This window comes from Microbacterium sp. LWO14-1.2 (assembly GCF_038397715.1).
GTDB lineage: Bacteria > Actinomycetota > Actinomycetes > Actinomycetales > Microbacteriaceae > Microbacterium.
The window spans coordinates 1,392,717-1,408,827 of record NZ_CP151633.1 but is presented as its reverse complement, the minus strand read 5'-3'; the positions used below and the strand labels follow the sequence as shown (position 1 = coordinate 1,408,827).

6 protein-coding genes are annotated in these 16,111 nt (G+C 67.3%); 4 read left to right on the top strand and 2 right to left on the bottom strand.

The window, feature by feature from the left end:
* Window positions 1-163 precede the first annotated feature (163 nt).
* The 3 genes from MRBLWO14_RS06730 to MRBLWO14_RS06720 all read left to right on the top strand — a co-directional run bounded on the left by MRBLWO14_RS06730 (window position 164) and on the right by MRBLWO14_RS06720 (window position 12,518).
* Window positions 164-6,949 carry a PA14 domain-containing protein gene (locus MRBLWO14_RS06730; RefSeq protein ID WP_341935684.1) on the top strand — a complete coding sequence of 2,262 codons (6,786 nt, stop codon included), beginning with the start codon at window positions 164-166 and terminating at the stop codon, window positions 6,947-6,949.
* A gap of 2,082 nt (window positions 6,950-9,031) precedes the next feature.
* Complete coding sequence (locus MRBLWO14_RS06725) at window positions 9,032-9,181, top strand: hypothetical protein (protein ID WP_341935683.1); 150 nt, start codon at window positions 9,032-9,034, stop codon at window positions 9,179-9,181.
* 175 nt (window positions 9,182-9,356) lie between these two features.
* Entirely contained in the window at window positions 9,357-12,518 is a 3,162-nt protein-coding gene (locus MRBLWO14_RS06720; RefSeq protein ID WP_341935682.1) for a S8 family serine peptidase, read from the top strand.
* A gap of 136 nt (window positions 12,519-12,654) precedes the next feature.
* On the opposite strand, the gene MRBLWO14_RS06715 is transcribed toward MRBLWO14_RS06720, so the two are convergent.
* Both MRBLWO14_RS06715 and MRBLWO14_RS06710 read right to left on the bottom strand, forming a co-directional pair.
* Entirely contained in the window at window positions 12,655-13,572 is a 918-nt protein-coding gene (locus MRBLWO14_RS06715) for a pirin family protein (protein WP_341935681.1), read from the bottom strand.
* Window positions 13,572-13,946, bottom strand: a complete 375-nt coding sequence (locus tag MRBLWO14_RS06710; protein ID WP_341935680.1) for a GNAT family N-acetyltransferase — start codon at window positions 13,944-13,946, stop codon at window positions 13,572-13,574. The genes MRBLWO14_RS06715 and MRBLWO14_RS06710 overlap by 1 nt, the downstream gene beginning before the upstream one ends.
* 114 nt (window positions 13,947-14,060) lie before the next feature.
* Between MRBLWO14_RS06710 and recQ the strand changes: the two genes are divergently transcribed.
* A complete protein-coding gene (recQ, locus tag MRBLWO14_RS06705) occupies window positions 14,061-16,109 on the top strand; it encodes a DNA helicase RecQ (protein WP_341935679.1) in 2,049 nt (682 codons plus the stop codon).
* Window positions 16,110-16,111: the final 2 nt, after the last annotated feature.

Sequence of the window (16,111 nt, the reverse complement as noted above, 5' to 3'; positions counted from 1 at the left end):
ATACGTTCGGCCCACGATCGCGCGGGACTGCGCGGAATACTGCGGGGTGCCGTAGCCCGTTACGCACTCGTGACGAAACATGTCTCGCACTGCGACCTGTCCATCCGCTATTCCTTGGCTATGTGGCGATGACGTCCGCGGTCCCCCTGCGGAAGGAACTGCGGTGCGCCGTATCTCTGCTGCCGTACTCGCCTGCGCGCTGGCGACGGTCCTCGCCGTCGTGACCCCCGAAGCGGCCGCGGTCGCCGACGTGCTGGTCAGCACCGCGAGTCCCGTCACGGCGGTGCCGGCGTCGCGGGATATCCCCGACAACGGCGAGCTGCAGGCGGACGACGTCGAGCGGCTCGGTGGCGAGCCAGCGGCACCGGAAGAAGTCGCCCCGGAGATGCCCACCGGTGATTTCTCCGAGCTCGTCGCTGATGCTGAGCCTGCGGTCGTGGAGAAGACGACCCCCGCTCGCTACTCGCGTCGGGCAGAGAAGGTCGAGACGGATGGCGAGGAGCTCGCCGAACGTGCGGAAGCGGGAGAGGTGGTCGAACGCGACCAGTTCTCGACAACGGTAGAGACCGATGAGGGATCGTTCGTCGTCAAGGAGTCCGAGGAGCCCCTGAACTATCTGACGCCGGAGGGCGACTGGAACGAGATATCCACCCAGGTCGTGAAGGACGGCGACCGATGGGTGGCGGAGCAGCATCCGCTCGCACCGTCTTTCGCAGACGAGACGGATTCGGGCGACGCCGTGTCGGTCGAGGTCAACGGCCACGATGTGTCGTTTTCGTTGGACGGGACCGCGAGCGTCCGCGCCGAGTCCGATTCGTCGGATGGCGAGACGACGGACGTCCTGCGTTTCTCGGATATCCGTGCGGGTGTGGATCTGGAGTACGAGGTCGAACCCGGCGGGGTGAAGGAGACGCTAATCCTCGCGTCGGCGCCAAGGGGGGCGGCGACATGGTCGTGGCGCCTGGACGTCGGCGAGTTGGTGCCGGTGCTCGCCGAGCGCGACGTGCTCGAACTGCGCGACGCAGGCGGCGCCGTGGTGATGCACGTTCCCACCCCGGTTGTCTGGGACTCCTCGGGCGAGGAGGGACAGAGCGAGGACACGCTCATCAACGCCGACGTCGCGATCGAACAGGACGTCGACGGGTCGTGGATCTACCGCATCGACGTCGACCGTGACTGGCTGCGGTCGGATGAGCGCACGTACCCCGTGTACGTCGACCCGACGATCCAGTGGGGTCCGCCGCATCAGCGGTCGTTCAAGTCCGACGGCGCGGTGTTCATCGACCAGTCTCATATCGGAAACACCCGCCAGAACAACCAGAACGTGTTCTGGCGCACGTACACGTGGTTCGATGCCACGCCCGCGTACAAGAAGTTCGTCGGCAACGCGCAGATGTATGCGGTGTACGCCGGGGCGGGCACGACTGCCGGGTATCACGCGGCGGTGAACAAGGGCACGGGCGACTGCTACAACTGTCGGGGTGATTGGCTGGCCGACTTCTATCTCACGAACGGCGACGCGTATACGTCGGGCGAGGGGATCGGGCGCCATATGGTCAACTACTTCGGGTCGAACATGTCCGCGATCCCCGTGCACATTCAGGGATGGGAGTCCTCGGCGTACACGTACAAGCGGATCGCCACCGCGATGTACATCGAGTACTGGGACTATCCCACGGTCAGCCAGGTGGCTCCGGCGAACGGTGCGACGGGGCAGTCGATCACGCCGACTCTGTCGGTGGCGACCACGAACTCCTCGCCGTACTCTCCCACGCAGCTGCAGTCGTTCGAGGTCTCGGCCAGCGCCGACATGTCGAACCCGGTGTGGTCGTCGGGGTGGATCGGGTCGAAGCAGGTGACGGTCCCCGAGAACAAGCTGCTCCCCGGTGCGACGTACTACTGGCGCGCGCGGACCGTCGACGGGCACAGCACCTGGCTCGGCCAGTCCACGGAGATCGTCTCGTCCGTGCGTTCGCTGTCGACCCAGCTCGTGCCGCCCACACCTCCGGAGGCGAGCGCATTCCCGGGCAATGCCTCGGGGATGCCGGAGACGATCGTGACGCTCACTCCGACCCTGCAGGTGGACGCGGTCACCGATCCCGACAACATCCCCGCGAACGGCACAGTGAAGTACGAGTTCAAGATCGCGACCGGCGCGGACGCGAAGTCCGGAGCGGTGTTCACCTCGGGCCTGGTCGCCGCGGATCCCGATGGCAAGGTGCGGTGGACCGTACCACCGGGCACACTGCGTGACGGGAACATCTACTCGTGGATCGTGCAGCCCACCGACGGGATCGGCAAGAACACGACACCCGCGTGGGTGAAACGCCTCAAGGTCGACATGCGGCTGGGGTCATCCGGCCCGTCCCCGTTCGACACGACCGGCCCGGTGACCGTCAACCTCGCGAACGGTAACGCGAACCTGTCGTTCTCCTCCCCGCTGATCAACACGCTCGGCGGCCCGATGGGCATGTCGTTCAGTTACAACTCCCTCGCCGCGGGGATCTCCAACATGGGTCTCACCGGCTCGTACTACAGCGGCAAAGACACTCTCGGGAACGTGCCGACGGCGCCCGCCGGGTACACGTTCACAGGCAAGACGCCACTCATGGTCCGCACGGACTCGGCGTTGTCGTTCGACTGGTCGACCGAGTCGCCCGGCCCGGCGCTCACCCGCGAGAACTTCATGGCGCAGTGGAACGGGTTCGTCCGTGTGCCGCATGCGTCGTCGCAGTGGCGGTTCGGGGTGCGGCACGACGACGGTGTGAAGCTGCGGGTCAACAGCGCGACGATCCTCGACAAGTGGGCCAACGGCGAGACCGGAATCGAGTGGTCGGGCAACCAGAACCTCTCCACCCAGGAGGTGCCGATCCAGCTGGACTACTACCAGGCATCAGCGGGAGCGTATGTCGAGCTGTGGGCTGACGATCTCGCCGATCCCGACGGTCCAGTGATCGTGCCGGCGTCGTGGTTCACGACCCAGCGCACGACGATGCGCGAGGGATGGACGGCATCCACGCCTATCGCCGGCGATGCGTCGGCATGGGCGAAGGCGACGATCGAGCCGCAGGCGATCGTGCTGACCGACGTCACCGGCGGTGCCCACACGTACACCCGCACCTCGACCGGCGGGTACACGCCCCCGGTCGGGGAGTACGGCGTCGTGTCGCTCGACGCCGCGGGCCGCGTGGTCTTCGCCGATGAGGGCGGCACCGTCTATCAGTTCGCGGCGAACGGCAGCGTCGAGTCGGCCACGTCGGTCGCGGACGGTCAGAAGCCGGCCGCCCCGATCTTGATCTACAACGGCGACGGCACCGTGAAGGAGATCGTCGACCCGCTGTCGAAGGACGGGGCGACCTATCACCGCAAAGTGTCGTTCGTCTATCAGGACGCAGCACAGACCGTGTGTCCGACGCTTCCGCCGAACTACTACCCGGCGCGCGCCGGCTCTCTCTGCCAGATCGTGTATCCGAAGCTGGCCCCGGATTACACACCGGTCACGAACCTCTATTACGCGGGCGGACAGCTCTGGATCATCGAGGACCCGGGCGGAGAGCGTACCGTTTTCGGCTACCGCGACGGGGTCATGCATTCGATCCTGGACTCGACCGCGAACGACTACCTCCTCGCGCAGCCGGTAGTCAGCGACTACGACCCGCCGTACGTCAACATCTGGCGGACGGACGGCCGCGTCTCCTCCATCGATCTCCCTTCCCCCGACGGTGGACCGACACCGGGCATGACCAAGACCTACGCCTACGACCTCGCGGCGCGAACGAGCGCCGTGTCTGTGAAGGGTGTGCCGAATTCGACGAGCACGGTCGCGTACGACGCGGTGTGGCGGCAGACGTCGGCGACGAGCCCCCTTGGTGTCACGGCGACGCAGGAGTGGCATCCGACGAAGGACCTGGTGCTGTCGGCGACGAACTCGCTGGGCATGAAGTCGACGACGGTGTACGACCCGGCGACGGATCGTGCAACGGACACGTATGGTCCCGCTCCGGGGGCGTGCTTCCAGGCGAACGGCCGGCCGGTGTCGAATCCGGTCGGGGTGAGTGGATGCGGCATCCTTCCCGCTCACACGGCGACGACGTACGACGACGGACTGCAGGGCCTGCAGGCGACCTACTACGCGAACCCGCATCTCGCCGGGAAGCCGGCGCTGATCGACCTCGGCATCGGCGGTGCGGACGGAGCGGTGGATCGCGCGTGGGGTGCGGCGTCTCCGGGCACGGGCATTCCGGCCGATAACTGGTCGCTGCGTCTGACGGGGTTGGTCACGTTCCCGGCGGCGGGGCAGTACACGTTCGTCACGAGCAGTGACGACGGTGCCCGCGTGTGGGTGGGTGACACGCTCGTGGTGGACAAGTGGGAGACCGGGTCGGCGGAGCGGGTCGGTGCGCCGGTCACGGTCGCGGCGGGGGAGAGTCGGCGTATCCGTGTGGAGTACCGCGACGACAGCTCGACGGCGACCCTGCAGCTGAAGTGGCGTACCCCGTCGTCGGGCACGACCGCGTCGGTGGTTCCCGGGAGCGCTTTGCGCCCGGACTACGGGTTGGTGACGAAGACGACGGCGGATGACTCGACGGCCGTGTCGGGGGCAGTGGCGCCGACGACGACCGCGACGATGACGTATCAGCATCCGTGGTTGGGGCAGGCGACAGCATCCACGGTGGATCCGGATGGGTTGGCGTTGAAGACGGCGACGACGTACGAGCAGCCGGGTGGGTCGGGCTGGTTGCGGCGTCTCACCCGGGCTCTCCCGGGGGCGACGGTGGTGGGTGCTCCGGCGTCCGCGCAGACGACATCGGCGTACTACGGGGATCTCGAGAACGCGCCGGCGGTGTGCGGGATTCCCGCGGGGACGAAGCAGGCGGGGTTGGTGAAGTCGACCACGGGTCCGACGCCGGCGGCGGGGTCGGCGATCACGACATCGTTCGCGTATGACGCGTGGGGTCGCACGGTGGCCACGAAGACGTCGGCGGATGCGGACTGGTCGTGCACCGCCTACAACGCGCGCGGATCGGTCTACTCGTCGACGGTTGTCGGTCCGACGGGCACGAACACGATCTCGTCGACCACCGACCAGATGGTGCGTCCCGTCGGTGGCGGGTACACGTATGCGACGACCGGCGTCACCGTCGCAGGGTCGCCGAACGATTCGACGATCACCACCCAGACCGACCTGTTGGGGCGGACGGTGAGTTACACGGACGTGTGGGGCACGGTCACGACCCCGACGTATGACCCGGTCTCGGGGCGGGTGTCGCAGATCTCCACGACTCCGGCGGGTGGGGTGGCGTCGGTGACGGCGTACACGTACGACGCGGACGGGAAGGTCCTCACGGTCACCGTCGACGGGACCCAGCTCGCGGGCGTGACGTATGACGCGCTCCAACGATTGGCGCAGGTCACTTACCCGGACGGGTCGGCGCTGACTCAGGTCGGGCGTGACAAGGCGGAGCGGGTCGTGTCGCAGAAATGGTCGGTGGGCGGGCAGACCGTCACTGACAGTGTGGTCCGGTCGCAGTCGGGGCGGGTGGTGCAGCAGACGTCGGCGTCGGGGTCGGTGTCGTATTCGTCGACGTACGGGTATGACGCGGCCGGCCGGTTGGTGACGGCGAAGATCCCCGGGCACGAGCTCACCTATGCGTTCGGCTCGTCGGGTGGGTGTGGTCCGAACACGTCCGCGGGTGCGTCGGGGAACCGGACGGGGCTGACGGACGTGTGGACGGCTCCCGGGCGGGCACCGGTGACGACGTCGACGGCGTACTGCTACGACTGGGCTGACAGACTCCTCTCCTCGACGGTGACGGGCGCGATCCCGGGGGCGTCGAGTGTGACCGACGGGGTTGCGGCATCTGAGATCGTGTACGACGGGCGGGGGAACACGACCCGTCTCGCGGATATGCAGTTCAGCTATGACGCGGCGAACCGGCATGTGGGAACTACGTACGACGACGGCATGACCGTGGCGATCGTGCGGGATGCGACGGGGAGGATCGTGTCCCGCACCACCAACCCCGCAGGTGCCGCTCCGGCATCCACGGTGAAGTACCTGTTCGCGGCGGGTGGGGATGCGGCGTGGGGGCAGAAGACCGGCACGGACCTCACCCGCAGCATCGGACTCCCGGGTGGGGTGTCCTGGACGAACCAGGCCGGGACGGCTACGTGGTCCTTCCCCGGGCTGGGTGGCCACGGATTGATCACCCGCGCGGGCGGTACGAACGGTGCGTTGTTGTTGTGGGATCCGTTCGGGCAGTCCGTCGACCCGACCACGTTCGCGATCGGCACGACCGCGGCGGATGACACGAACCAGGTCGCCGGCAACACCCTCTGGCACCAAGGCGCTCTCAAGCCGGCAGAGTCTGCGGGTTCAACGCTCGTGGTCGAGATGGGGGTGCGGCTGTATGTCCCCACCCTCGGACGCTTCCTCCAAGTCGACCCCATCGAGGGCGGCGTCGACAACGACTACGTCTGGCCCACCGACCCCATCAACAGCAGCGACTTGAGCGGCGAATTCGATTGGCTCTTCGCTCTCGATGTCGTGTCCACGGCGATTATGTTTATTCCGGGAGTTGGTACCGCGGCGGGGCTCGCCATCAAGGGCGTCACCCTGGGCGCTCGTCTGTTGATCAGCGCGCCTAGGATAATCAAGACTGCGATCAGTGTGGAGCGGGAGGCGTCGAAGCTCATTCAGATGGCGCGAGTTGTCCAACGCGCTGGGAAGAGCCCCGGGTTTCAAAGCACTAGCGTCAGGGCGGCGGTGCGCGCGACCAACAAGTGGGTCGGTCGGAGCCCCAGTCGCAGCACAACATCGCACGCTGGCTACATGCTTTCGGGTCGAAACGGAAATACTGCTCGATGGCATCCTCAAGCTGGCGGTCGTACGAAGATCAATCTCGGCACGAGAGGCAAGCGTCCCTCCCTTCACCTATGGGCGGAGTAATCAGATGAATCTAAACGAAAATATGCTGAGCGGCAGATCGGAGTTGATCGGGTTTTGTCGTTCGGGTCCATCTGCTGGGTTGTACGTGAGAGCAATACGCGTTGCGACTAGCGAATTACAGAGCGATACATGGGATCTTGAGTTCTCCGGAGCTGTTGCAGCAGAGGGTATTTTCCCGGAAGACATCATTTCTATAGACCTAAAGCACACCGGGGACCGAGAGTTTCTTTGGTCTTTGGGCATCGAGAATGTCCCGGAGCCTTGGGCATCAAGGGTTCGTTGCTCGCTCTTCGAGCGGTCCAAGACCGGAAGCCGTCCGCCGTCTGATTGGGACGGAAGTGGGAGGTTTCATGGTTCGACCCCGCTGGATCACCGTCTTGAGATGCTGGAGCGTCGTGCGACCGCGAACAACGAAGTACTCGCCTCTGGCTCGCCACTGGGAATTGTAGACTTGCGCAAATTCGTTCGCGAGGATGCCGAGGTCTTCGACTCGTTGTCTCTCGTCCTCGCGGCATTCGGCCTCTCGCTCGCTATCGTCCCTGCCTCGAGAGCCGTTTACAGCGAATCGACAGAGCCATGGCAGGAGTTCGGCGGGTCCTAGCCGAGGCATCACTGACCGTCACGGTCGATGGCACCCAGCTCGCGGATATGACATACGACGCTTGCAGAGGCTTCGGCAGGCGGCGAACCCGGACGGATTCGCGCTCACCAAGGTGGGGCGTGATAAGGCGTCGAGACGGGTCGTGCACAAGTTCAACGCCGGTTCTCTTGCGCTGGCGGCGGGAACGGGTGCAATCGGTGCAGGCGGTATCACGACCGGCATCCGTGCGGTTGTGAGTCGAGTGATCACGAAGGCCTACCCGCTGGGAAGTGCGGCGCTGAAGCGCGATCCGTTCCATATCTCGGTCGCATGGCTTCAACGAAGAATTCTCTTCTCGGGATCCGTTCGGATCACACGGGTTAGCCGAACTAACAGCTGGGGATTGAGTGTTTCGGTCCGAGGTAGCGTGAACTCCACCCGGGGGACGCAAAACTGGGTTGTTGGGCGCGGATATCTGGTGCATTCATTCTTGAAAGGAAGGTAGGTCACATGAACGAAGGCGATGCATTCCTCGAGCTCAGACGCTCTCTGACTCCGATCGAGGGTCGAGAATTTCGCGCTCTCGACCGCCCAGACTTGCACGCCCTTCGCTTCATCGATCTCGAGTTCGGATGGCACCTCGGTCTCGTCCCGCCCGCGTTGGCGTATAGGCTCACCGCAGCAAGAGCGCAGAGCGGGTCGCACCTAGACTCAGGGCAGCGGCTCATCCTTGATACGTGCGGAAACGACGATGCGGCGGTTACGGAGTTGCTGCGAAGTGACTCCCCGGATGAAGTGATCGCGGATGAAGACGCGAGACTGCTGTGGTTGCGCATCGTGTTATCCCTCATGCTCGAAGTGTGGAAAATCGGTCGTGGAGAGCCGATCTTGGAATTGAGTGAAATAACGGACGCCTGGGGCGATTCCGGGGACGACGTTTGGCATCGGACTCGACCTCGCGGCGTAGATGCCTTGGTTTTCGGCGAGGGCGCGCGACGCAGGTTGCTCAGGAGGATCGACGACTGGGTGAGCACAGAAGGTCGTCGGCAGCACGGTGCTGACACGCGATGAAGGTGGTGGGCTCGGCGCGAGGCGCTCAGGTGGGCGGTGCGGCGTGGGCGGTGACGGCGAGCATCTTGACTCTGTCGTCCACAAGAGAGTCGACTTTCCGCGATCGTGAGATCGCGACGTTCGTCGTGGCCACTGCGAACGGGTCTGGGCTGAGGGGCGCAACGGAACAAGAGGTTCATGAGAGCGGCAATCTGCTGATGAGTGCGATCGAGTGACGGGGTGCACCGGGTCACGGATGTGTCAACATACCGGGTCTGTCTCTTGAACGACACGACTTGAACTGGGGCAATGACCGAGAAGGAGCAACGAAGTGATCGATCCAGGAATCATCATCCCCGGGTTCATCGGGGGGGCCGCTGGTCATCGTCATCGGGGTCTGGGTAACCCTGAACTCCCGGCGCGCCAACGATGCGATCTACAAGCAGCAGCGCATGCTCCTGGGGAAGAGAATCGCCGACCTTTCAGCGGGAAGGCAGTCGCCGCGCACACTGCGCGTCGTCGGCGCCTTTTTCGTCCTGTTCGGGTTGTGGTTCATGTTCGTCGCCACGGTCGCGCTCGTACAGTTCGCGATGCGGGCGTGACAGTGCCGAGAGTACTGCTTGCCGGGCTGAGACCGATCCCACACGCACCTGACCATCGCCGCGGCCATACTGGCCTTTCGTCTAGGTTTTGACCCCGAACCTGGTAGTCCGATGTGAGCCCGGGTTACTTTGAGCGACATTGCGGCAACGGGCCGCACGATCATCGGAGAAGCACATGGGTCGAACACCCCTCCGGATGGCGGCGGCCACGAGCCTGGCCACGCTGTTCATCGCCTCCACGACAACCGCGGGATACGCAAGCGTCGAGGGGGTGAACCCCACCCCTGTCGAGGGCACGCCAGGTCATTACATCGTCGTGATGAAGTCCGACCCGCTCGCCAGCTATACCGGCGACATCAACGGCCTGCAGGCGACGAAGCCCGCCGAAGGCGAGCAGCTCGAGCCGGAATCGCCCGACGCACAGCGTTACGTGCAGCACCTCGAGAGCGAGCAGCAGACGCTGGCGGAGGAGGTCGGCGTCACACCCGACGTCACCTACCAGGTCGTGCTCAACGGCTTCAGCGCCCAGCTCTCGGGCGAGCAGGTCGACGAGTTGCGCGCCTCGAAGGACGTGTTCGGCGTGTACCCCGATTTCATCCGCCACCCCGATGCCCAGACCTCCACGAGCTTCCTCGGACTCGGTGACGACAAGAAGGGCAAGGGCGGCGTCTGGCAGCAGACCGGCGGCGTCGACAAGGCCGGGGAGGGCGTCGTGGTCGGCGTCATCGACACCGGCATCGCCCCGGAGCACCCCTCGTTCGAGGGCAAGAAGCTCAAGCAGCAGAAGAAGGACAACAAGCGCCACAAGGGCCGCGAGCCCTACACCGACGGCACGTCCGTCTTCTTCGACAAATCGGACGGCGGCCGCTTCCAGGCGACCATGGTCGAGGGGCAGGGCTGGGACAAGGGCGACTACTCCAGCAAGCTCATCGGAGCGCAGTACTTCTCCTCGGGCGCTGCCGCCGCCGGCTTCGACTTCCAGTACGACTACCTCTCGCCGCGCGACGGGGACGGTCACGGATCGCACACCGCGAGCACGGCGGCCGGCAACTTCAAGGTGAAGGCGACCGTCGAGGGCGTGGACTTCGGCACCATCTCGGGCGTCGCGCCCGGCGCGAAGATCTCCGCGTACAAGGCGTGCTACGTCGGACCCGACCCCACGGTCACCACCGACGACATCTGCGCCGGCAGCGACCTCATCGCCGCGATCGACCAGGCCGTGGCCGACGGCGTCGACGTGATCAACTACTCGATCGGCGGCGGCGCGGCATCCACCGTCCTCGCCCCCGAAGACATCGCGTTCTTCAACGCGGCCGCCGCGGGCGTCTTCGTCGCAGCGAGTGCAGGCAACGACGGCCCCGACCCGGTCACGGCCGACCACGCCTCGCCGTGGTACACCACCGTCGCGGCATCCACCATCCCGACCTGGGAGGGCACGGTGCAGTTCGACGGCTTCGCGCAGGCGGGAGCCTCGGTCAGCGTGCCGTTCGGTCAGACCGTGACCGGCCCCTCGGTGTACGCCGGCGACATCCCGGCATCCGGTTCCTCGGGTGCGGATGCCGCGGTGTGCCTCCCCGGCACGCTCGACGCCGCGAAGGCCGCCGGCCACATCGTGGTCTGCGATCGCGGCAACAACGCGCGTGCCGAGAAGTCGCAGGTCGTGAAGGATGCCGGAGGCATCGGCATGGTCCTCGTGAACGTGCCGGGCGGGGCCGACTCGCTCGACAACGACTTCCACGCCGTACCGACCGTGCACCTCGCCTCCGCGTACCGTGCGGCCGTGCTCGCCTACGTCCAGGGCGGCACCGACCGCCCGATCTCCCTCGTGGGCAAGAACACCACCGGCGTCACCACCCCGACGCCGCAGATCGCGGGCTTCTCGAGCCGCGGCCCGATGCTCGCCGACGGCAGCGACGTCATGAAGCCCGACATCGCCGCTCCCGGCGTCGCGATCCTCGCGGCGACCAACAACGCCCCCGATGAGGCGCCGACCTTCGGCATCCTCTCTGGCACGTCGATGGCGTCGCCTCACATCGCCGGCCTCGCGGCCCTGTACCTCGGCGAGCGGCCCAACGCCAAGCCCGCCGAGATCAAGTCCGCGATGATGACCACCGCGTACGACACGGTGAACGCCGACGGATCGCCGAACCGCGACCCGTTCCAGCAGGGCGCCGGACAGGTCGACCCGAAACGCATGTTCAACCCCGGCCTGCTCTACCTGAACGACGTGGTCGACTGGATGGCGTTCCTCGAGGGCAAGGGACTCGCCGACTTCCCCGGCGACCCCATCGACGGCAGCGACCTCAACTCCGCGTCGATCTCGATCGGCTCGCTCGCGAGCGCGCAGACGGTCACCCGCACGGTCACCGCGACCGAGAAGGGCACGTTCACGGCATCCGTCGACGTCCCCGGGGTGAACGTCACCGTGTCGCCGTCGACCCTGAAGTTCGACCGCCCCGGCCAGAAGGCGACCTACACCGTCACGTTCGACAACCAGAGCGCTCCCGTCGAGCAGTGGGCCACCGGCTCACTCACCTGGACGAGCAAGAAGAACACGGTGCGGTCTCCCATCGCGGTGTTCCCGGTCACGGCGGATGCTCCGGCAGAGGTCACGGGCACGGGCGTCGACGGATCGACCACGGTCGAGATCACGCCGGGTGTCGACGGGGATCTGCCCCTCGGGCTCTCGGGCCTGACGCCGTTCACACTGCTGGAGGACCCCGACGGCCGCGTCGTCGGGCACTCGGGCGACGAGGCATCGGGTGACGCGAACAAGGATGTGTCGTGGATCGTCGACGTACCGGAGGGCACGACGCTCGCCCGGTTCGACCTCGACTCCTCGGACGACACCGGCAGCGACCTCGACCTGACCGTCTACCGGGTGGTGAGCCCCGACGACCTGCGGTACTACGAGCAGTGGCGGTCGGCCACCGGATCGGCCGACGAGCAGGTCACCGTCACCGCCCCGACCGCGGGCACCTATCTGGTCGTCGCGAACGTGTACGCCACCTCGGCGCCGATGACGTGGGACATGACCTACGCCGCCGTGCAGCCGCAGGGGGCAGGCGCATTCACGGCGAACCCGAACCCGATCGCCGCCGTGCGCGGAGAGAAGACGAGCTACGACCTCAGCTGGACCGGCCTGACCCCCGGCACCCGCTACCTCGGGCTCGTGCAGTACGGCGACTCGGCCGTGCGGACGATCGTGACGGTCGAGACGGGGGCCGCGGCGGACGTGCCGGATTCCGACGCCCCGGAGAAGGAGGCCCCGCCGACCGAGGCTCCGCCCACCGAGGCTCCGCCCACCGAGGCTCCGCCGACCGACCAGCCCGAGTAGGCGCGCCCGGTCGTTGAGTGAGGAGCGCAGCGACGAGACGAAACGCGGCGAGGGGTCGTACGGACCTCACCGCGTTTCGTCTCGCTGCGCTCGCTCAACGACCGGTCGTTCGCTCGAGGACCGGTGAGCGCTGCCGTCAGATCTTCCGCCCGCGGGGCATCAGCCGCACGTCGGGCAGGGGCGGCGCCGGTATGCGCACGTCGTGCCCCTCCACCGATCCGAAGCGCTCGGATGCCGCCTCCCAGTCCTCGCGCGCCGACACGATCTCCTCGTGGGACCTGCCCGCGAAGTTCCACCACATGACGATCTCGTCCTCGAACGGCTCCCCGCCGACGAGGAACAGCAGGGCGCCGTCCGCGCTCGACACCTCGACGGCATCCCGCTCGTCGCCGAGGTAGAGCATGTCGTTGAGCTCCATCGGATGCTGCGACACCACGGCATCCCCCTCGACGAGCATCAGCCCGTGCTCCCAGTCGCCCCGCAGCGGCAGTCGCACGGTGCTGCCTGCGGGCAGAACGACCTCCGCGCCGACGATGGGCGTGTGCACCGTCGCGGGCGACGCGGTTCCGGCGAACTCTCCGAGCACGACGGTCGCGCGGGCATCGGGGCCCTTGATCGCGCTCACCGTGAGCTCGGGCAGGTCGGTGTGGCGCTCGAAGCCGCCGGCACCGTGTCGTGCGCTCTCGGGCAGCACGACCCAGAACTGCAGGGCGTCGAGCGGGATCGGGTCGTCGCCGATCGAGTACTCCGAGTGCGAGATGCCGTTGCCGGCGGTCATGAGATTGAGCTGGCCGCGGCGCAGGTCGGCGTCGCTGCCGAGGGAGTCGCGGTGCCGGATCTCGCCGACGAGCGGCCAGGTCACGGTCTGCAGGCCGATATGCGGGTGGGGCTCGACCCGCATGCGCGTGTCGGCGGGGCCGAAGCGGTCGAGGAAGCACCACGCGCCGATGGTGGGCAGGTTGCGGTGCGGCAGCAGACGCAGCACGTTCATGCCGCGCACGCCGCCGAGCGGCACCTCGCGCGGCTCGAGGACGATGCGGCGCTCGCCGATCATCAGGAGTCCGCGGGGTCGGTGCCGGCTGCATCCGTGCCGGCTGCATCCGTGCCGGCTGCATCCGTGCCGGCGATCGGCGCCGGTCGCTGCGGCCAGCGGATCTCCGCGCCGGGGATCTCGTGCGTCGTCAGATACTTCGCGATGTACGGGCACAGCGGCACGATCGCGTCGCCCGTCGCCGCGGCATCCGTCAGGGCATCCTTCGCGAGGATGCTCGCGAGCCCCTGCCCCTGGAACGCCGGGTCGACCTCGGTGTGGATGAAGCGGATCGCGCCGGGGCGCTGCTGGAACTCGGCGAAGCCTGCGAGCGTGTCGCCCGAGTGGATCTCGTAGCGGGAGGCGTCGTCGTTGCGGGTCACGGTGAAGTCGGTCATCGGATGCTCCTTCGGGCGTCTGCGTCCAACCTACGCCCGGGCGACGGTGCGAGCACGGAAAACGATGCCGGGGGCGGGCGCCCGGGTGTCGGCGGGGGTCGTTACGCTGGAGGGATGCCGCAGACTCCCCGTGACCCCTACGAGGACCTGCCGTTCGCGGATGAGCCGCCCTCCGACGGATGGGATGGCGACGGGTGGGAGCCCTCCGAGGCTCCGGAGCCGATGGACTGGGAGCCGCAGGGCGCCGGGTTCGAGCCTCCACTGGACTGGGGACCCGGACCGAGCACGCGGGTCGCCGCAGCCCCGGCATCCGCTCGCGCTGCGCAAACGGTCCGCCGAGCCACGCCGAGCCGGTTCGCGACGGCGCACGAGGCGCTGCGCACCGTGTTCGGCTACGAGGAGTTCCGCGGCGACCAGGCGGCGATCGTAGACCAGGTGATCGGCGGCGGCGACGCGGTCGTGCTGATGCCCACCGGCGGCGGCAAGAGCATCACCTACCAGGTGCCCGCGCTCGTGCGCGAGGGGACGGGACTCGTGATCAGTCCCCTCATCGCGCTCATGCACGACCAGGTCGACGCGCTGCGCGCGAACGGCGTGAAGGCCGCGTACCTCAACTCGACGCAGTCGATCGACGAGCGCCGCGAGGTCGAGAGGGCCTACGTGTCGGGCGAGCTCGACCTCATCTACGTGGCGCCGGAGCGCCTGTCGAGCCCGGCGACGACGGCTCTGCTGCAGCGCGGCACGCTCAGTGTGATCGCGATCGACGAGGCGCACTGCGTGTCGCAGTGGGGCCACGACTTCCGCCCCGACTACCTCGCCCTCGGCGACCTCGGCGAGCGGTTCCCCGGGGTGCCGCGCATTGCCCTCACGGCCACCGCCACCCGCGCGACGCACCAGGAGCTCACCGAGCGGCTGCACCTCGACGCCGCGAAGCACTTCGTCGCGAGCTTCGACCGCCCCAACATCCAGTACCGCATCGTGCCGAAGGTCGACCCGCGCAAGCAGCTGGTCGGCTTCATCCGGGAGCAGCCGGACGGTGCGGCGGGCATCGTCTACGCGCTGAGCCGCAAGTCGGTCGAGCAGACGGCGACTTATCTCGCCGCGCAGGGACTCGACGCGTTGCCGTACCACGCGGGTCTGCCGGCGGAGGTGCGCGCGGCGAACCAATCGCGCTTCCTCCGCGAGGACGGCGTCGTGATGGTCGCGACGATCGCGTTCGGTATGGGCATCGACAAACCCGACGTGCGCTTCGTCGCCCACATCGACCTGCCGAAGTCGGTCGAGGGGTACTACCAGGAGACGGGGCGTGCCGGGCGAGACGGCCTGCCGTCGGTCGCGTGGATGGCCTACGGCCTGGGCGACGTCGTGCAGCAGCGTCGGCTGATCGACCAGAGCCCCGGCGACCGCACTTTCAAGATGCGCATGGGGCAGCACCTCGACGCCATGCTGGCGCTGTGCGAGACGGTGCAGTGCCGCAGGCAGAACCTGCTCGGGTACTTCGGGCAGGACTCGCAGCCGTGCGGCAACTGCGACACCTGTCTCGAGAAGGCCGACACGTTCGACGGGCTGATCCCGGCGCAGAAGCTGCTCTCGACGATCGTGCGGCTCAAGCGCGAGCGCAATCAGGCGTTCGGCGCAGGGCACCTCATCGACATCCTGCGCGGAGCGTCGACCGAGCGCATCCGCCAGCAGGGCCACGAGAAGATCGCGACCTATGGCATCGGCTCCGACCTGAGCGAGCAGGACTGGCGCAGCGTGATCCGGCAGCTCCTGGCCCGCGGCATCCTGGCGGCGCAGGGTGAGTACGGCACACTCGCCCCCGGCGCCGAGGCGCCCGGCGTGCTGAAGGGCGAGACGCCCGTGCCGCTCCGGAAAGACACGATCGGGCGGCCGGCCTCGTCGTCGCGCGCCCGCAAGGCGAGCGCGGCGGATGCTCTGGATGCCGGTGACCGCGGTCTCTTCGAGGCGCTGCGCACCTGGCGCGCCGGCGTCGCCCGCGAGCAGGGCAAGCCCGCGTACGTCGTCTTCGGAGACGCCACCCTTCGCGCGCTCGCCGAGCACCGGCCGACCTCGCTCTCGGACCTCGAGGGCATCACCGGCATCGGCGAGAAGAAGCGCGAGGCCTACGGCGAAGACGTGCTCGCCGTGATCGCGAACGCCTGACC